General features: G+C 68.0%; 16 protein-coding genes, 3 pseudogenes and 1 riboswitch. Of the genes and pseudogenes, 10 read left to right on the top strand and 9 right to left on the bottom strand.

Going from position 1 to position 17,651, the window contains the following annotated elements; all coding sequences use genetic code 11:
• Window positions 1-95: 95 nt before the first annotated feature.
• Together ASF39_RS13305 and ASF39_RS21405 are read left to right on the top strand one after the other, a co-directional pair.
• Complete coding sequence (locus tag ASF39_RS13305) at window positions 96-410, top strand: hypothetical protein (protein ID WP_055884363.1); 315 nt, start codon at window positions 96-98, stop codon at window positions 408-410.
• Between the two features lie 98 nt (window positions 411-508).
• The gene (locus ASF39_RS21405; RefSeq protein WP_156648496.1) at window positions 509-661 is read left to right on the top strand and encodes a hypothetical protein; all 153 of its coding nucleotides are present in this window, start codon (window positions 509-511) and stop codon (window positions 659-661) included.
• 178 nt (window positions 662-839) lie between these two features.
• Here ASF39_RS21405 and ASF39_RS13300 read toward each other — a convergent pair whose 3' ends face one another.
• Window positions 840-1,097, bottom strand: coding sequence for a hypothetical protein (locus ASF39_RS13300; protein ID WP_055884366.1), 258 nt, complete (start codon window positions 1,095-1,097; stop codon window positions 840-842).
• Window positions 1,098-1,321: 224 nt separating this feature from the next.
• Here ASF39_RS13300 and flaF point away from each other — a divergent pair, with 224 nt between their 5' ends.
• The 3 genes from flaF (at window position 1,322) to ASF39_RS21910 (ending at window position 4,616) form a co-directional block, all read left to right on the top strand.
• On the top strand, window positions 1,322-1,681 hold the full coding sequence (flaF, locus tag ASF39_RS13295; RefSeq protein WP_055884369.1) for a flagellar biosynthesis regulator FlaF: 360 nt from the start codon (window positions 1,322-1,324) through the stop codon (window positions 1,679-1,681).
• Between the two features lie 268 nt (window positions 1,682-1,949).
• A riboswitch (TPP riboswitch) is annotated at window positions 1,950-2,054 on the top strand.
• A gap of 83 nt (window positions 2,055-2,137) precedes the next feature.
• Window positions 2,138-4,030: a phosphomethylpyrimidine synthase ThiC gene (gene thiC / locus ASF39_RS13290; RefSeq protein ID WP_055884372.1), complete on the top strand. Its 1,893-nt coding sequence runs from the start codon at window positions 2,138-2,140 to the stop codon at window positions 4,028-4,030.
• A 211-nt stretch (window positions 4,031-4,241) separates the two neighbouring features.
• Complete coding sequence (locus ASF39_RS21910; RefSeq protein WP_082494565.1) at window positions 4,242-4,616, top strand: hypothetical protein; 375 nt, start codon at window positions 4,242-4,244, stop codon at window positions 4,614-4,616.
• 269 nt (window positions 4,617-4,885) lie between these two features.
• Here ASF39_RS21910 and ASF39_RS22420 read toward each other — a convergent pair.
• Window positions 4,886-5,110 (bottom strand): annotated as a pseudogene (locus tag ASF39_RS22420) (flagellin); the annotation flags it as partial.
• Between the two features lies 1 nt (window position 5,111).
• Window positions 5,112-6,023 (bottom strand): annotated as a pseudogene (locus tag ASF39_RS22415) (hypothetical protein); the annotation flags it as partial.
• Between ASF39_RS22415 and ASF39_RS22410 the strand changes: the two are divergent.
• Window positions 6,016-6,288, top strand: coding sequence for a hypothetical protein (locus tag ASF39_RS22410; protein WP_244472425.1), 273 nt, complete (start codon window positions 6,016-6,018; stop codon window positions 6,286-6,288). The pseudogene ASF39_RS22415 and the gene ASF39_RS22410 overlap by 8 nt on opposite strands.
• Before the next feature lie 15 nt (window positions 6,289-6,303).
• Here the strand turns inward: ASF39_RS22410 and ASF39_RS22405 are convergent.
• Window positions 6,304-6,606: pseudogene (locus tag ASF39_RS22405) on the bottom strand (flagellar protein); the annotation flags it as partial.
• 239 nt (window positions 6,607-6,845) lie between these two features.
• Between ASF39_RS22405 and ASF39_RS13260 the strand changes: the two are divergent.
• A complete protein-coding gene (locus ASF39_RS13260; protein ID WP_055884382.1) occupies window positions 6,846-7,265 on the top strand; it encodes a flagellar biosynthesis repressor FlbT in 420 nt (139 codons plus the stop codon).
• A 332-nt stretch (window positions 7,266-7,597) separates the two neighbouring features.
• Complete coding sequence (locus ASF39_RS13255) at window positions 7,598-8,221, top strand: sigma-70 family RNA polymerase sigma factor (RefSeq protein ID WP_244472405.1); 624 nt, start codon at window positions 7,598-7,600, stop codon at window positions 8,219-8,221.
• A 106-nt stretch (window positions 8,222-8,327) separates the two neighbouring features.
• Here ASF39_RS13255 and ASF39_RS13250 read toward each other — a convergent pair whose 3' ends face one another.
• Window positions 8,328-9,611 (bottom strand): hypothetical protein, encoded by a 1,284-nt coding sequence (locus ASF39_RS13250; RefSeq protein WP_156648494.1) that lies wholly within the window; start codon window positions 9,609-9,611, stop codon window positions 8,328-8,330.
• A 127-nt stretch (window positions 9,612-9,738) separates the two neighbouring features.
• On the opposite strand from ASF39_RS13250, the gene ASF39_RS21385 reads away from it, so the two are divergent.
• Complete coding sequence (locus ASF39_RS21385) at window positions 9,739-10,680, top strand: WcbI family polysaccharide biosynthesis putative acetyltransferase (RefSeq protein WP_156648493.1); 942 nt, start codon at window positions 9,739-9,741, stop codon at window positions 10,678-10,680.
• 328 nt (window positions 10,681-11,008) lie between these two features.
• On the opposite strand, the gene ASF39_RS13240 is transcribed toward ASF39_RS21385, so the two are convergent.
• On the bottom strand, window positions 11,009-12,208 hold the full coding sequence (locus ASF39_RS13240) for an MFS transporter (RefSeq protein ID WP_056284622.1): 1,200 nt from the start codon (window positions 12,206-12,208) through the stop codon (window positions 11,009-11,011).
• Between the two features lie 106 nt (window positions 12,209-12,314).
• Window positions 12,315-13,241: a histone deacetylase family protein gene (locus ASF39_RS13235; protein ID WP_056284620.1), complete on the bottom strand. Its 927-nt coding sequence runs from the start codon at window positions 13,239-13,241 to the stop codon at window positions 12,315-12,317.
• Between the two features lie 265 nt (window positions 13,242-13,506).
• Between ASF39_RS13235 and ASF39_RS13230 the strand changes: the two genes are divergently transcribed.
• Window positions 13,507-14,745 (top strand): glycosyltransferase family 4 protein, encoded by a 1,239-nt coding sequence (locus ASF39_RS13230; RefSeq protein ID WP_056284617.1) that lies wholly within the window; start codon window positions 13,507-13,509, stop codon window positions 14,743-14,745.
• A gap of 125 nt (window positions 14,746-14,870) precedes the next feature.
• Here the strand turns inward: ASF39_RS13230 and ASF39_RS13225 are convergent, their stop codons facing one another.
• Both ASF39_RS13225 and ASF39_RS13220 read right to left on the bottom strand, forming a co-directional pair.
• Window positions 14,871-16,553, bottom strand: a complete 1,683-nt coding sequence (locus ASF39_RS13225) for an acyl-CoA dehydrogenase family protein (RefSeq protein WP_055884400.1) — start codon at window positions 16,551-16,553, stop codon at window positions 14,871-14,873.
• Between the two features lie 121 nt (window positions 16,554-16,674).
• Window positions 16,675-17,553: a DMT family transporter gene (locus ASF39_RS13220; protein ID WP_056285130.1), complete on the bottom strand. Its 879-nt coding sequence runs from the start codon at window positions 17,551-17,553 to the stop codon at window positions 16,675-16,677.
• Window positions 17,554-17,651 lie beyond the last annotated feature (98 nt).

Here is a 17,651-nt window from a genome sequence, read left to right as displayed (position 1 = left end):
TCAAGGCCATGAACGGGAGATGACTGCCGAAAACGCCGGCGGATGTATCTCCGATCAGATCTTCACTTCTCGTCAACCATCGCAAGGTTGCCCCGATGCGTAACACCATCACCACGGTGCTCGTCGCCGCGACGGTCTTCGTCGGCGCGGTCGGCCCCTCCATCGCCCGCCCCTCCTGTGCCGAGGGCGAGCGCAAGGTCGTCGAGGCCAACGCGCTGCGCTATCAGGCCCGGCAGGAGGCACGCATCGGCGATCGCGGCCGGGTTTGCGACACCCTCGACGAAGTCGGCGACCGCTACGCCGAGGCCCGCGACGCCTTCGAGGATTGCGGGGCCGATGTCGTCGCCATCGACCTGCGCAGCGAGTCCCGCGCTCTCAGGATCGCCAAATCCGTCAACCGCTGCGACTGACGCGTTCGGGTGCGGCCACGCACCGCGATCCCGTCAGAAGTTGTCCACAGTCTCCCTCGACAAAGCCCCACGACCGGTCATCCCGAAAGCCAGCCGTCATGAAGACCATCACCTCCTCCAGCGACCTCGCCATGCTCACCAGCGATGTCGATCGCACGCAGACCGGCCCATCCCTCGCCGCTGCGATGTGTGGCTTTCTCAGCACCACGGTCGCCACGACCATGCTGATGTTTCTGCTTAGCACCTACTGATACGATTATCGGGTAATGCGAGCGGGAGCCGCATCGCCCAACCCGTGCGGCGCCCGAGCGACGTCCACATCCTCGTCGCGACGCGAAGGAACGGATTTCGGATGAGAGGAGGGTCGGCATTCCCGGCCCTCGAACCGGGCCGTCGAAAATGAGCCGGGCGACGGTGTAGAAGAGCGGCTCAGTGCGGCGCCACGAACCAGAAGCGGCGCCGCGAGAACAGCATGTCGGTCTGGCCGACCGTCGCCTCTGCCGTTCCCTTGCCCGATGAGGGAGCGCAGGGGGCCTCAGTCCGCTGAGGGCCCGCTGCCAGGGTCAGTGCCGGCACCGCCGGAACGAGGCCGAGGCGCTGCTGCACTTCCGGATGACGCGCCGCCGCGATCGTCGCGATGCAGGCGATCAATCCGCCCGCGATCGTCCCCAGGATAAAGTTCATCATGCCGGCGTGGGTCCCGAGTCCCGTCGCGACAGGCCAGCGCGCGGATTCCGCCACATGCCTTTGCCGAGTTTCCCGGCGGCATTGCGGCAGGACGGCGCTGACGGCAAGACGGTACCCACCGTCACGATGCCCAGCGGCGGCGATTACCGGGTGTTAACACAAGACTGTCTAGCTGACGCCCCGCGATCCGGAATCGGGACCGCGCCGCCGCAGCGAGGACCACGATGAGTTACGGTGCCAGTGCCTACGCCAAGGTTTCCCGGACCGCGATGACCCCGCGGGAGGCCGAAGCCGCCGTCCTCATCAAGGCCGCCGGCCGGCTCCAGGCCATCCAGGGCGACTGGACAAACCTGTCGGGCGGGCTCAGCGAGGCGCTCAACTTCAACCAGAAGGTCTGGACGATCATCGCCGGTGCGGCCACCGCTCCCGAGAGCCCGCTGCCAGCCGACATCAAGACCAACATCGCCCAGCTGTCGGTGTTCGTCTTCCGCCGGATGATCGATACCCTCGTCGACCCGAAGGCCGAGAAGCTCTCGGCGCTGATCAACATCAACCACCAGATCGCCGCCGGCCTGCGCACCTGATCCACACGCCGATGGCGTCCGGCGGTCGATGCGAGCTTGGGCTCCGTTCCGCACGGTCATCGTCTGCTCGGTCGAAAGCGTCGTCACGAGAAGGTGGATTTCGTCGACGAGATCGGAGACTCGTCGCGGCCGCCCGCTGCGCGTTCGTCATGGGCCGTGGCGACCCGGGACCTGAGCCCGCGACGCCGAACCGGCGGTTCGGTCAGCCGACCCGTGAGGATGGCCGGGTCGGGGGATTTGACAAACGACCGCGCAAGCCCGACCTTTGGGTCGTTCCGAGGGGAGCCCGTGCCGGGCTGAGATTGGGCTTCTCGCCCTGACCCTTGAACCTGATCCGGTTCGTACCGGCGGAGGGACGGGAACGAGACGGCGCATCGGGCTTCTATGGACCCTGTCGCCGCGCCGCCTGATGTCGTCGACGAATGCGGGTCGCCTCCAGCGCCAGGAGCCGCCCCCATGAATGCACCCGTTCTTCCCAAGGATCTTCCCCAGCGCCAGCCACAGGCGGTGACCACCGGACCGATCGTCGGTTCGCGCAAGGTCTACGCAGCGGTCGCGGGCCACCCCGAGATCCGGGTGCCGTTCCGCGAGATCGGGCTCAGCGATCCCAAGGAGGCCCCCGTCCGGGTCTACGATCCATCGGGCCCCTATACCGAGACGGATGCGCGGATCGACCTGAACCAGGGTCTGCCCGGGGTGCGCGAGCCGTGGATCGCCAAGCGCGGCTACGCCACGGTGACACCGCGTGCCGTCAAGCCAGAGGACAACGGCTTCGTGCCCGAGGACAAGCTGGTCGCCCCCTGCCCGGCGACCCGCGAGATCCGCAAGGCGGCGCCCGGCCAGATGGTGACGCAATACGAGTTCGCCCGCGCCGGGATCGTCACCGAGGAGATGATCTACGTCGCCCACCGCGAAAACCTCGCCCGCGAGACCATGCTGGAGGGCGCGCAGGCCGCGCTCAGCGACGGCAACAGCTTCGGCGCCGCGTTGCCCGCCTTCATCACCCCCGAGTTCGTGCGCGAAGAGGTGGCACGGGGCCGGGCCATCATCCCGGCCAACATCAACCACCCCGAGGTGGAGCCGATGGCGATCGGCCGGAACTTCCTCGTCAAGATCAACGCCAACATCGGCAACTCGGCCGTGACCTCGTCGGCGGCGGAAGAGGTCGAGAAGCTGGTCTGGGCGACCCGCTGGGGCGCCGACACGGTGATGGATCTGTCGACGGGCCGCAACATCCACAACATCCGCTCCTGGATCGTGCGCAACTCGCCCGTGCCCATCGGTACGGTGCCGATCTACCAGGCCCTCGAGAAGGTCGGCGGCGACCCGCTCAAGCTCGACTGGGAAGTCTTCAAGGACACCCTCATCGAGCAGGCCGAGCAGGGCATCGACTATTTCACCATCCATGCCGGCGTGCGCCTGGCCCACGTGCCGCTCACCGCGCGCCGCGTCACCGGCATCGTCAGCCGCGGCGGCTCGATCATGGCGCGTTGGTGCCTGGCCGGGCACCGCGAATCGTTCCTCTACGAGCGCTTCGACGAGATCTGCGACATCATGAGGGCCTACGACGTCTCGTTCTCGCTCGGCGACGGTCTGCGCCCCGGCTCTATCGCGGATGCCAACGACGCGGCCCAGTTCGCCGAACTGGAGACGCTCGGCGAACTCACCAAGATCGCCTGGGACAAGGGCTGCCAGACCATGATCGAGGGCCCCGGCCACGTGCCGATGCACAAGATCAAGGTGAACATGGAAAAGCAGCTCACCGAGTGCGGCGAGGCGCCGTTCTACACCCTGGGGCCCCTGACCACCGACATCGCGCCGGGCTACGACCACATCACCTCGGGCATCGGTGCCGCCATGATCGGCTGGTTCGGCTGCGCCATGCTCTGCTACGTCACCCCGAAGGAGCATCTCGGGCTGCCCAACCGCGACGACGTGAAGACCGGCGTCATCACCTACAAGATCGCGGCCCATGCCGCCGACCTCGCCAAGGGCCACCCGGCGGCGCAGCTGCGCGACGACGCCCTCAGCCGTGCCCGGTTCGACTTCCGCTGGGAGGACCAGTTCAACCTCTCCCTCGACCCGGACACGGCGCGCGCCTACCACGACGAGACCCTGCCCAAGGACGCCCACAAGGTCGCGCATTTCTGCTCGATGTGCGGGCCGAAATTCTGTTCGATGAAGATCACGCAGGACCTGCGCGCCGAGGTGCTGGCGATGGAGGCGGCGGGGCAGGTGCTGGGAGAGGCAGCCTCCTTGAGCGAGGCGGAGCGCGAGGCCGGCATGGCGGCCAAATCGGCCGAATTCCGTGAAGAGGGCGGCAAGCTCTACGTCGACGCGGCGGAGTAGTCGTCGCGGTCGGTTCGAGGGTGTTCGCGCATCCTCGAACCCATCACCGAGGCATGATGCCCGTTCCGAATCCTTAAAAATCGACGCCTTCTTGTGTCGGTTTCTTCAGGGTGCCCCCGCTCATCTGTTCGTGCGGCGCGCATCTTAAGGTTCGATTCAGGAGCCCCGTCGTTTCTGGTTGCATGCCGCGACCGGCTCAGGAGGGCGGGCGATGAATATTTCCGAGGTGACGGCGACGACGCCGATCAGAACGGCGGCGCCGGCACCGGTTGTGCCCGTCAAGGCGGCGGATGCGCCGGCAGCCGCGCCGCTCCAGCCCGCCGTGCGGCTGGACATCCGGCCGATTTCGAACCCCGCCTCACCGGTTGCGGAGAACCGGCCGGTGGAGGTCGAGGCCGAACGCACCGAACGGCGGGTCACCGTCGACCAGGACACCAAGACCCTCGTCTACCAGCTGGTGGACCCTGGCTCCGGCGATGTGGTGGTGCAGCTGCCGGACCCGGTGGTACTGAAGGCCAGGGCCTACGCCGCCGTGGCGGCCGCCCGCAGCGAAGTCGGCGAGCGACCCCTCGACCGGACCGCCTGACACCGACCCCTCGACGCGAAACGGCCGGGGCTTCGCGCCCCGGCCGTTTCGCCATGTCGTGTCTCGGAGGTTGCGGACGACGAAAGGGCCGCCGTGGCCTGCGCCGCGACGACCCGTTCGCTGCCGAAGGGCGGCCGCCCCCGAGGGAGCGGTCGCCCAGGTTGGCTCCCTTAGCGGAGGAGCTGGAGGATGCCCTGCTGCGCGGTGTTGGCGAGCGAGAGGGCCGAGATGCCGATCGACTGGCGGGTCGACAGGGCCTGGGAGTTGNCTTAGCGGAGGAGCTGGAGGATGCCCTGCTGCGCGGTGTTGGCGAGCGAGAGGGCCGAGATGCCGATCGACTGGCGGGTCGACAGGGCCTGGGAGTTGGCGGCTTCCTCGTTGAGGTCCGCGTTCGTCAGGTTGGCCGAGCCGGTATCGAGGATGTTGATCAGGTTCTTCGAGAAGTCCTGACGGTTCTGCACCACCGAGAGGTTGGAGCCGAAGGTCGAGGACTGNCAGGTTGGCCGAGCCGGTATCGAGGATGTTGATCAGGTTCTTCGAGAAGTCCTGACGGTTCTGCACCACCGAGAGGTTGGAGCCGAAGGTCGAGGACTGGGCGCGCAGCTGGCTGGTGGCGAGCGTGATGGCCTTCAGCGCGTCGTTGATCTCGGCATCCGACTGGAAGCCGCCGGTGGCCGCGGTCAGGCCGAGGCCCTCGGAGTCGAGCTTGGCGCCTTCGATGTTGAGGCTCGACGAGCCTGTCTCGTTGAAGGTGACCTTGAGGGAGTTCTCGGACGCGTCGGAGCCGCTGCGGTAGAGCAGGTTGATGCCGTTGTAGCTCGAGTCCTTGGCCTGCTGCGTGATCTGGTCGAGCAGGGTGTTGAACTGCTTGGCCAGCGAGGTCCGGGTCGCGTTGGCACCGCTGGCCGAGCCTTCACCCGAGCCGACTTTCGCCGCCGCGGTCAAACCGGCCGTGCCGAAGCCGAGGTCGACACCGGCTGCGTTTCCGACGCTGACTTTCTCCGAGGAACCAGTCCCGACCGTCGTGAAGGTAAGCCGGTTGTCGACGAACGACGCCGAGACCTTCCCGGCAAAACCGGTATCGGCGTTGAGCTGGGCGTTGATCGACGTCGCGATTTCAGCCTGACTCGTGGAAGCGGCGGTCGCACCGTCGGCGACGGTGATGGTCTTCTTGGCGCCGGAACCGAGCTGGATCTCGAAGGTCGGAGAGGTGGCGCCGGACAGATCGATCGTGGCAGCGATCGTCTCGCCGGATACCACGGCGGCCTTCGCACCGTTCGCGGCATCAGATCCGCTCGCCGTCTGCGTCGTGGCGGCGGCACCGGTGCCAAAACCGATGTCGCGGTCACCCGAGACGCCGGTAAGGCTCACGGCGGAATCCGCACCGGTGTCGGTTGCCGTGAACACGATCCGCCCGTCCGTGGACTTCGAGGCGGTGACACCCGACGGCACGGCGTCGTTGGCGAGCTGGTTGTTGATCGCCGTCACGATGGTGTCGGCGCTGACTTTCGAGAGGTCGCTGGTCAGGCCGGCGAGGGTGGTGGCGTTCAGGGTAATCGTCGAGGGAGTGGCGGCACTGGCGGTGCTGCCGCCGGCGACGGTGAAGACCAGGCTGTTGGAGCCCGAAAAATTCTGGGTGCCGTCGGTGGCCGCGGTGCTGCTGCCCTGGTAGCCGACGCCGGCGGTCGGCCAGCGCCTGGTTGGCGGTGGACTTGGCCGAATCGACCAGCTTCTGGATCGAGGTGATGCCCTGGTTGGCGGCCTGGATGGTCTGGACGCCGTTGGAGATGCCGTTGATGAGCGCGCCGAGGTCGCCCGAGCGGCCCGAGAGGGACTGCGAGGTGAAGAAGCTCGTCGGATCGTCGAGCGCCGAGTTCACCTTCTTGCCCGTGGAGAGGCGGTTCTGGGTGCTGGACAGGAGGTCCGCGGTGCCCTGCAGCGAGAGCAGGTTCTGGCGGGTGGCAGCGGTGAGGGTGACGCCTGAAGACATGGTGTGTGATCCATTCTGATCGGTGAGCCCCCTGTTTTGGGAGCCAGGCCAACAAACCACGCCGGAGTTGCGAAGGGCTTAAGCGGCGAGGTCAACAAGAGATTGCAAGCGGCTGCGAATTACGCCCGGTCGCAATGGATCTCTTACTGTTCAGGCACTTGCGCCGGACGCACGAGAGCGATCTTTATCGTTCGTTAACCATAAGCCACGATGGTCCGGCTCCAGCGGAGATCCAGACCATGCCCCTCAAGATCGAACTCAAGCCGTTCGAGCGGCTGTTGATCGGCGGCGCGGCGATCCGCAACGGCTCGCGGCGCTCGAGCTTCGTCATCGAGACGGTCACGAAGTTCCTGCGCGAGAGCGACATCATCACCGAGCGCGAGGCCGATACCGCCTGCAAGCGCCTCTACCTCACGCTGACGGTCCTCTACCTCGCCGACGATCCGAGCGGACCGGAGAACCTGTTCGTCGCGCAGGCGAGCGAGGTGATGGCGATGGTGCCGAGCATGGCGCCCTTCATCCGCGATATCCATGCGCAGATCGAGGCGGGCGATTTCTACCGGGCGCTCAAGCGCGGCAAGGACCTCGTGGCCTACGAGGCCAGCCTAGCCGAGCGGCTGTCCAAGGCGCAGCCCGATTCGCCGGCCGACGAGGCCTGACCGGGATCGAGGTGCGTTCCTCGCCGGGTAACGGGCGATGGGTGTACCCGCGAATCGCCTGCGCGGTCCGCAGAAGCCCGCTCGCCATAACGTGTGTTGATGCGCGCGGCCGGCGTTTTGCCCAGACCTGTCCCAGTCACGGGGACGTGTGAAGGGACGGGCCGTCTTGGGTCGGCGCGTCGCCCGATCGCCCCTGGCCAGCGTCGGGAGCGTCTCCCATCGAACCGTCACGCAAACTCCGCCCCGGCCTGCCCGCCTCCATCCGGCTCCATCTCGGCGCGTCCCTGCGGGACGTCTATTGCGATGCCGCCTGGACCCCCTCCGAGCGGGTGGTGGCCCTTCTCGCCGAACTGGAGACCGCCCTGGCGCGGGGCTCCGACGAGCGCCTCGCGCAGGAGATCCGCCAGGGCCTGCAGGAGAACATGAAGCTCCTGCACCGCTTCGCCCTGTCGCTCACCAAGAATCCCGGCCGCGCTGAGGATCTGGTGCAGGACACGCTGCTGCGGGCCTGGAAGTACCGCGCCCAGTTCGTGAGCGGCACCAACCTGCCGGCCTGGCTCAGCGTCATCATGCGCAACACCTTCTATTCCGGGCAGCGCAAGCGCGCCAACGAGGTCGAGGACGGCGACGGCGCCTATGCAGCGCGTCTGGTCACCCTCCCCTCCCAGGGCGGACGCCTCGACCTGCAGGACATGACCACGGCGATCGCCACCCTGCCGCCCGACATGGCGCGGACCCTGACCCTCGTGGCCATCGAGAACCTGAGCTACGAGGAAACGGCCAAGGCGATGGGCTGCAAGATCGGCACGGTGAAGAGCCGGCTCTGGCGTGCCCGCGAGCGCCTCGCCGACGTTCTCGGCTACACCGCCGACGAGATCGGCCCGGACGGCCTCGTGCGCTCCGCGATCCGGCACGACACCGACCACGGCGGACAGGCGAGCTTGCGCTCGGTCTGAGCGGGAAAGCCGCCTTCGTCGACGGACGTCCGGCGATTGCGTCCACGGGGTCTGATGCCGGTCCGACCGGGCAGTCCGCTGGCGACTGCAGACACCGGCACAATCCTCACGCGGAGGTCACCGCCTTGTGGGCACACAGCCAGGTGTCGACGGTCTCGCCCTGGACGTAGAGGGAGGGTGGACCGACGCGCTTGACGTTGCCCCAGGCTCCCGCGTGGGTTCCGGGCGGAACGTCGGGCCGGCCGTAGAAGGCGTAGGAGACCTCGACCGGCGTGCCGGCGGCCGGCATCGTGACGGGGACGACCCGCACCAGGTTGGCGGTGACGGTCACGCTGGCGATCGGCAGGGCCACGCCGCCGACCTTGAGCGCGAAGCCCTTGTCGGCGGCGGCCTCGATCGCCGTGGTGTCGACGGCTAGGTCGCCGAAGCCCGGCGGACGTGTCACTGCCAGGGTGAAGCCGCCCTTCTCGACGGAGACTGCGGAGATCCGGGCGCAATCCCACCTTTGACCGAGGTCGAGCACCTTGTGCTTGACCAACCCCTCGAGTTCGCCGATCCGCACCGTGCCGGCCGCGTTGTGGTGGATTTCGTCGCCGAAGGCATAAGGGTAGCGCGGTCCGATCAGATGGACGCGCGCAGCGTTCGTGACGGCGAACCGGACCTGATCGAGATACGAGTTCTGCGCCTGACCCTGCTTGGTGCTGGCCGCCGTCTGGTCGGTGAAGAAGTGCAGCGGGTCGCCGCTGGGGCCGTTGAGGGCGAGCGCGTCGTAGGCCGCCACCATTTCGGTGAGGCTCTGATAGTAGTTCTCGCGGCTGGCGTCCGTCGCCCCGCCGTGGGTCCAGCCGACGGCCCGGAACCAAGCGGTCTTCCCGTACTTTTTTGCCATCTCGCGTGCTGCGGCATGCATGGCGAGGCCCTGCGCCCAAGGGTCGGTGCCCGGCCGCAACTGCGCCCAGGTGAAACCCGGGTAGCCGTGGCAATATTCCAGGATCGCGCGCCGTTCGCTCCTGTCGCGGCCTCGGAGACCGGCGAGCGCTTCCGCCGCGACGTAGCCGATGTTGGCCCCCCTCGACAGGGTGAGGCCGGTGAGATCGACGATGGCCGAGGTCTCGAACGCCGTGCCGATGGTCGCGATCGGTCCCTGCTTGCGTGCCAGTGTCACGGCGTCGCGCGGGTCTGCGGCGCCGCGCAGCGCCGGGACGGTATTGATCGGCAGCGTCATCGTGCGCCAGGACTGCCCGTAGCTGATCGTCACCTCCAGTCGCGGATCGGCGGCAAGGAGGGTGGGCGATGCGGGCCGCAAGGCCTGTTGGGTCTCCGCGAGCGCTGCCGACCACGAGGCGATGGGTGCAAGGCCCAGGAGGCGAAGGAGGTATCGACGGTCCATGATCACCTCATCCGGGCTGGTGGCTCGGCCGCGCGGCTTGCTTTGACCGGGGCAAATCCATAGACCCAAGCCCCACAGAGTACCGCGAGGCAGATCGCATCCCGGTCGAAGGGGCATAATCGCAAAGATGTCCAGCGCAAGCAAAAAGTGTCTGGTGATCAGTAATTGCCAAGCCCAACCTTTGAAGCATGGACTGACCTGGGCTCTGGACGATTTTGTAGTCGATATTCATGGCGTTCATACGACGCGGCTTGCGGATAGAGCGGAAGCTCACGCCAAGCTGATCGCGAATAAGTACGATTACTCGTTTGTCCTCACCACCCCTCTCTCAGATAAATTTGGAGTACTTGCGACCGATCAGATCGTCAAAGCCTTCGATCCGATCCCGGTCATATTCATCACGAATATCGTTTTTACCGGGCTACATCCGGACGTGGCCTACATTGGCCAAATGGGAGGGAGATTACAGGGACCGCTTGGCGATTATCATAGCTTGATCGCCGCGCTGGCTTTTGCATCCGGATTTTCGGGGCACGAAGCGCTCAGGCTTTACCAGGGCAATACATACCGCTTTCTCGGCTACTTCGACGAATGCGAAAAGTCGTTCTTGGAGCTTCGGCGCAGGGAGCAGTCCGTCGACATTCGGTTTGAGCAGGAAATAAGAGATTTAATTCGCGACGGTACGTGTTTCTTTTCTCAAAATCATCCGTCGTCTCGTATCTTCGTTCCATACATTGATAAGATAGCGGGTTATTTGGAAGCTCGAGGGCTGGCGCGCAAGAGCGGCTGGCATATGGACGTCAACATCGTCCCGAATTTTCTCGCAAGCTCTGCAATCTACCCTATCTTCCCCGAGATTGCCCGTCACAACGACCTGTCGTTTGAAGGCTCTTACTTCTTCAAGTCGACATCGGTCGGAGATAGGCCCGGCCGCGTCTACGGGTTGGAGGAGTTGGTTCGCCTGGAATACGAAGCGTTCTCGCGCGTTCCGAAGGAAGGGTTCATGGCTCTGCCCGTCGTCAAGGACTCGCTGGCCAAATTCGGCAACGCGGCGCAGTGGCCCCGGTAATCTGAATCCTGGTGCCGCCTTCGGTTCCGGTGTTCCCGCCGTCCGAACATCCCGTTCGGCGAGAGCATCGATCCTCAGGAGGATGCCGCCGACAGCCGTCCGTCGTCCGCCACATCCGGGGAATGGCCGCCCTCGATCCGCGCGCCCGTGAGGGTGCCGGCGCGCGCATCCGACTCAGCGGCCGCCGACCCACGGGAGGTCGGGCGTGCCGTCGAAGGTCGTGTCGTTCAAGTCTCCGCCGCCACGGTCGCGAGGGTCTGGCGGGGCGGCGCCCGAGCGAACCCACGTCCGCATCACGACGCGATTAACCGGAAGTGGTAGGCCAGGTTCACGGCATCGTCATCGGCGTGGGTCGCCCCAGGAGCCGGGCGGTGACGAGGCCGAGGCCGAGGGTGACGAGGGCGCAGAGGCCGAGCGAGGCGAACTGCCCGAGAACCTGGAGCGCGCCGCCCAGGATCGCCACGCCCAGCGCCTGGCCGCAGAAGAACGAGAAGGCGTGGAGCGCCACGGCCGAGGCGCGCGCCGTCGGCGCCACCTCCGTCACCTGCACCTGGAAGCTGTTGTGCAGCAGGTAGAAGCCGAGGCCCAACGCCACGAGGGCGGCGGCATCCACCTGCCAGCGCGAGGCCATCCCGATGACGAGGAGCGCCCCGGCGCAGATGGTCCCACCCGCCATGAGCATCCGCGACAGGCCGAGGTGGCGCACGAACAGCCCGACGCAGGCGGAATAGATCAGGCCGCCGGCGGCGAAGCCCGCCAGCGCCAGCCCGGCCTCGCGCGGGCCACCCTCCCCGCGCGCCTCCAGCAGCGGCGCCAGGTGCGGGAAGATGCCGAACACCGCGATCGCCTCGACGAAGACGGCGGCGAACAGCACCCGCGCCCGGGGAATGGCGACGATGGTCCGGTAGCGCGCCACCGCCTCGCGAACGCCGACGCGCCGGGGCGGGGCGGCGGCGGTCCGGTCGAACCCGAACAGAGCCGCCGCCGCGGCGGCCACCGCGACCGCGGCCGTGATGGCCATGACGCCGCGCCAGCCGACCGTCGCCTCGATCAGGCCGGCGAAGGTCGAGCCCGAGAGCTGGCCGAGGATCACCGCCACCAGGAAGCGGCCGATGGCGACCTGGCGGTGCGCGAGGGCGATGCGGTCGCCCATCAGCGCCAGGGCGAGGGGCACCACCCCGCCGGCCGCGGCCCCGGCGAGGATGCGCAGCCAGAACAGGCTCGCGATGTCCGGAGCCAGCGCGCAGCCGCCCAACGCCAGTGCCAGGACGCCGAGGCAGATTGCGACGATGCGCTCCTTGCCCAGGCCGTCGCCGAGCGGCCCGAGCACCGGCTGGATCAGGGCATAGGGCAGCGCGAAGGCGGTGGAGAGCAGCGCCACGGTATGGGGATCGCTGGCGAGATCGCGCGCCAGCACTCCCACCAGCGGCTCGATGGAGCGACCCGCGAAGGTGCTGGCAAAGCCCGCCACCGACAGGATCACGATCAGGCGGGTGGCGGAGGAGGTCGCTGGCGGGGCGGCGGTCATGCGGACGGCGGTCGTGATCGAGGGGCGGGATGGCGCGACCGGGGATGCCGTGAAAGGCGCCGCCCTGTCGAGGCGGCGGGTCGCATGGCCGGCGCGCGGCGCTCCCTCATCCCTTCATCAGCACCGCCACATGCGCGGCGACGGAATCGCCGAGCCCCTTGAGGTCGTAGCCGCCTTCGAGCACCGAGACGATCCGGCCCTGGCAGGCGGTGTCGGCGATCTCCATCACCCTCTGCGTCGCCCAGGCGAAATCCTCGGCCTCCAGCATCAGGTTCGCCAGGGGATCGCGCCAATGGGCGTCGAACCCCGCCGAGATCACGATCAGGTCGGGCTGGAACGCCTTCAGGCGCGACAGGATGCGGCTCTCGAAGGCCTCCTTGAAGGCGTCCCCGTCCGCGAAGGGCCGCAGCGGCGCGTTCACGATCGTGTCGTGCTCGCCGGTCTCGGAGACCGCGCCGCTGCCCGGATAGAGCGGCATCTGGTGGGTCGAGCCGAACAGCACCGAGGGGTCAGACCAGAAGATGTCCTGGGTGCCGTTGCCGTGGTGCACGTCCCAATCGACGATGGCGACCCGCTCGGCCCCGTGGACCTTCTGGGCATGGCGGGCGGCGATGGCCGCGTTGTTGAAGATGCAGAACCCCATCGCCTTGGTGCGCTCGGCGTGGTGGCCCGGCGGCCGCATGGCGCTGAAGGCGTTCCTGGCGGCACCGGTCATCACGAGGTCGACGCCGGTCACCGCCGCGCCGACGCCGCGCAGCACACAGTCGATGGTGCCGGGCGAGAGCACGGTATCCCCGTCGAGGTGGACGAGCCCGTCCGCCGGTGCCGAGCGGACGAGATCCCGCACCCAGGCCTCGGGATGGGCCAGCATCACCGTCTCGAGGGTGGCCGGTTCCGGCGAGCGCCGGTCGAGGCCGGCGTAGTCCGGGCCGGCGAGCGCGTCCTGCACCGCCTGCATGCGCTCGGGCCGTTCGGGGTGGCCGTGCGGCGTACGATGGGCCAAGGCGGCCGCGTGGTGGAACAGCACCGTCATCCGAACATCCTCTCGATCTCTTGGAATACCATATGCCAGACCGATCGCGGGGCGCCAGACCGGACCGGCGCAACCGCATCGCCCCGGGTTTCTCGCCGCCGACGGGAATTGTCCCGCCGCCGTCGCTTGAGGCATGATTTCACGGCGTGCGGGCGAGCCCGGCGCGAACCGCTTCCTGTCCGGGCCGCCGGCTCGGCCGGAAAGGCCGGAGCCGGCTCATGCTCCGACACGACGCCGGCAACCCGAACCCGGAACCCGCCTGCCCATGCGCTCCCTCTTCGTCCACCAGAACTTTCCCGGCCAGTACCGTCACGTGGCACCCGCCCTGGCGGCCCAGGGCCACGAGGTGGTGGCGCTCGGCATGAACGAGGCGCCGGCGCTGCCCGGCGTCAACGCCTTGCGCTACGGGATCAAGGCGCATCCCACGGAGGGGATCCATCCCCTCGCCCGGAACTTCGAGACCAAGGTCCTGCGCGGCGAGGCCGCGGCCCGCGCCGGGCTGGCGCTCAAGGCGCGGGGATTTTCGCCCGACGTCATCTGCGGTCATCCCGGCTGGGGCGAGACGCTGTTCCTGAAGGATGTCTGGCCCGCGGCCAGGATGCTCGGGTTCGCCGAGTTCCACTACCGGCTCGCGGGTGCCGACGTCGGGTTCGATCCCGAGTTCCCCATGGACGGCGATGCGTCCCGCTTCGAGGTGACCGTCAAGAACGCGCCCCATCTCCTGGCCTACGACCAGTCCGACTGGCTGGTCTCGCCGACGCGGTGGCAGGCCGGCCAGGTGCCGCCCGCCTACCGCGAAAAGGTCAGCGTGATCCACGACGGGATCGACACCGGCGTTGCGGCGCCGAACCCCTCGGCGACGATCCGGCTGAACACCGAGGGCCCGACGCTTTCGCCGGGCGACGAGGTCGTCACCTTCGTCAGCCGCAACCTCGAGCCCTACCGCGGCTATCACATCTTCATGCGGGCGCTGCCGGAGATCCTGCGGCGGCGGCCCAAGGCCCGCGTCATCATCGTGGGCGGCAACGGCACCAGCTACGGACGGCCGAGAGCCGACGGGCGCAGCCACCGCGACGCCTATCTCGACGAGGTCAAGGACGCCCTCGATCTCTCACGGGTGCATTTCGTCGGGCGCATCCCGCACGCGGTGTTCCTGAACCTGCTCCAGGTCTCGGCGGCGCATGTCTACCTGACCTATCCCTTCGTCCTGTCCTGGTCGCTGATCGAGGCGATGGCGGTCGGCTGCGCCGTCGTCGGCTCGGCGACGCCGCCGGTGGAGGAACTGGTGCGGCACGGGGAGAACGGGTTGCTGGTGGACTTCTTCTCGCCGGGCGCGATCGCGGAGGCGGTAGTGGCGCTGTTGGCCGATCCACAGGGACATCGGGGCCTTCGTGCGGCTGCACGCCGGACCGCGCTGGGCTACGACCTCGCATCGGTCTGCCTGCCCCGGCATCTGCAACTGATCGGGGACGTCGCAGCGGGGCGCCGACCGGCCTCCGTCTGAAGGCGATCCGGCCGGTGTCGCCGGCCCGAAGGTTTCGGGCCCGCCTCCCGTGGCGCATGCCAGGGGAGACGGGATGGTCGGTGAAGGACCGTCGAAGAGCCGTCTACGACGATCCGAAGCCCGCCTCAGGCGGTTTCGAGCAGGCGGCGGGCGATGACCTGGGCCTGGATCTCGGCGGCACCCTCGAAGATCGAGAGGATGCGCGCGTCGCACAGCACCCGGCTGATCTGATACTCGAGGGCGAAGCCGTTGCCGCCGTGGATCTGCAGGGCGTTGTCGGCCGCCGCCCAGGCGACGCGGGCGCCGAGCAGCTTGGCCATCCCGGCCTCGAGATCGCAGCGCTTGCCCTCGTCCTTCTCGCGGGCCGAGAAGTAGGTGAGCTGGCGGGCGATGTTGATCTCCACCGCCATCATCGCGATCTTGTCGGCCACGCGCGGATAGTTGATCAGCGCCTTGCCGAACTGGACCCGGTCCTCGGCATAGCGCAGGCCGAGGTCGAGGGCGTTCTGCGCCACGCCGACGGCACGGGCCGCGGTCTGGATGCGGGCGGATTCGAAGGTCTGCATGAGCTGGGCGAAGCCCTTGCCCTCGACTTCGCCGAGCAGGTTGGCCGCCGGCACCTCGAAGTTGTCGAAGGCGAGCTCGTATTCCTTCATGCCGCGGTAGCCGAGCACGTGGATCTCGCCGCCCGACAGGCCCTGGACCGGGAAGGGCTCCTCGTCGGTGCCGCGCGGCTTCTCGGCGATGAGGAGCGAGAGGCCGCGGTGGCCCTTCTCCTCGGGCTTGGTGCGCACCAGACAGGTCATGATGTCGGCGCGCACGGGGTGGGTGATCCAGGTCTTGTTGCCCGAGATCTTCCAGACGTCGCCGTCCCTGACGGCCTTGGTGCGCAGGGACGCGAGGTCGGAGCCGGTGTTCGGCTCGGTGAACACGGCGGTGGGGAGCGTGTCGCCGGACGCGATGCCGGGGAGGAAGCGGTGCTTCTGCTCCTCGGTGCCGCCGCACAGGATCAGCTCGGCGGCGATCTCCGAGCGGGTGCCGAGCGAGCCGACACCGATGTAGGCACGGGACAATTCCTCGGAGACCACGCACATGGAGATCTTGGGCAGGCCCATGCCGCCGTACTCCTCGGGAATCGTCAGGCCGAAGACGCCGAGCTCGGCCATCTTGGTGACGATCTCCATCGGGATGTAGGCGTTCTGGCTGTGCCACTCGTGGGCGTGGGGCACGACCTCGGCCAGCCCGAAGCGGCGCATCTCGGAGCGGATCGCCTCCATGTCCTCGTCGAGGCCGGACTTGCCGATGGTGGCCGAACCGCCGTTGTCGCGGATGCGGGCGACGAGGGCGGCCCGGTTCTCGGCCGTGTTGCCTTCCGCGATCAGGGACTCGACGGCGCCGGTGCGGAACTTGGCGACCTCACGGGCGGTCAGGCCGAGCGAGCCGGTGGGACGCACCATTTCGCCCTGGCTCATCGGAATGCCGGAGAACATCTGGTCGAGGTATTCGCCGATGCCGATCTTCACGAGCAGGGATTCGGTCTCGCCGAATTCGCCCGTCTCGGTGAGGCGGGCGGCGTAGGCGGCGAGCTCGCGCACGCCCTCGGCATAGACGGCGATCCAGGCGAGGCCGTGGGTGGCGTGCTGCTCGGCTTCCATCATCTCCGCCGAGATCTTGCCCTCGCCGGACAGGACCCGGGTGCGGACGCGGCGGGTCGCCTCGGAGACGAGCCCCTTGGCGGCCTCACCGGCCTCCCGGGCGAGGGTCAGGAAGTCCTGAGGTTCGATCGTGACGGCGGGCGATGCGGACATGGGGATTCTTCCTTCGCAAAAGTCTTATGCTGCCTGTCATTATAGGCACGATCGGCGCCTCTGTAGAGGCGTCTCGCCGCAGTCGATGGAATTCGATGTGGTATACTTCATGATGTCGCGCTCATCCACGACTGGCGATGGCCACACCGGCCGCGGCCACCGCCATTCCGGCCATCTGCACGACGTTCAGGGCCTCGCCGTAGAGGCCGTAGGCCATGGCGGCGGAGACCGGCGGCACCAGGAAGAACAGGGATGCGACGCCGGCCACAGCCCCGCGCCGGATCAGCACCAGCAGCAGCAGGATGCCCGCCACCGAATTGACGAGCACCGACCACGCGAGCCCGGCCCAGAGCGGCAGCGAGGCGTCGAAGCGCCCGTCCCCGAACAGGAGGGCGACCGGCACCGCCAGCAGGGAGGCGCCGACGAACTGGACCGTGGCGTTGCTCAGGAGATCGACATCGGCCGCATGGCTCTTCTGCCAGAGGGTGCCCAGCGTCATCGCCACCATCGCCCCGAGGCAGGCCGCCAGGGGCAGGACCGGGATGCCGGCCTCGCCGGCGACGCCGATCTTGGGGGCCAGCACCAGGATCGCCCCGGAAAACCCGAGCCCGATCCCCGACCAGCGGCGGGAACTCACCCGTTCCCGCAGGAGCGGCCGCGCCAACATCGCCGTCAGCAGCGGCTGCAGGCTGCCGACGAGAGCGGCGATGCCGGCCGGCAGGCCGTTCTTGATCGACCAGAACACCCCGATCACGTAGAGCCCCTGCATCAGAAGCCCCGCGACCATGGCGTCGCGCCATTCGGCCGGGCCTCTGGGCCAGCGCGCGCCGAGGGCGGCGGCGATACCGGCGAGCACCAGCGACACCGCCACCACCCGCACCGCGACGAAGGTCAGCGGCTCGGCATGGGGAGCCACGAAGCGGGCGGCGATGAAGCCGGTCGCCCAGATCAGGACGAAGAGCCCGGGGATGGCGGCGCGGGCGGCCGAGGCGTTTGACATGATGCCGGCAGGCACCATAGCGGGCGCCCGAACACAACCCGGCCGGCCGCCGCCGGCCCATGCGCCCGCTCGTTTTCCGCGGTGGACGTTGCCCTGTC

Source organism: Methylobacterium sp. Leaf108 (assembly GCF_001423265.1).
GTDB lineage: Bacteria > Pseudomonadota > Alphaproteobacteria > Rhizobiales > Beijerinckiaceae > Methylobacterium.
The sequence above is the reverse complement of the archived record's forward strand: the minus strand, read 5'-3'. Positions and strand labels throughout refer to the sequence as shown.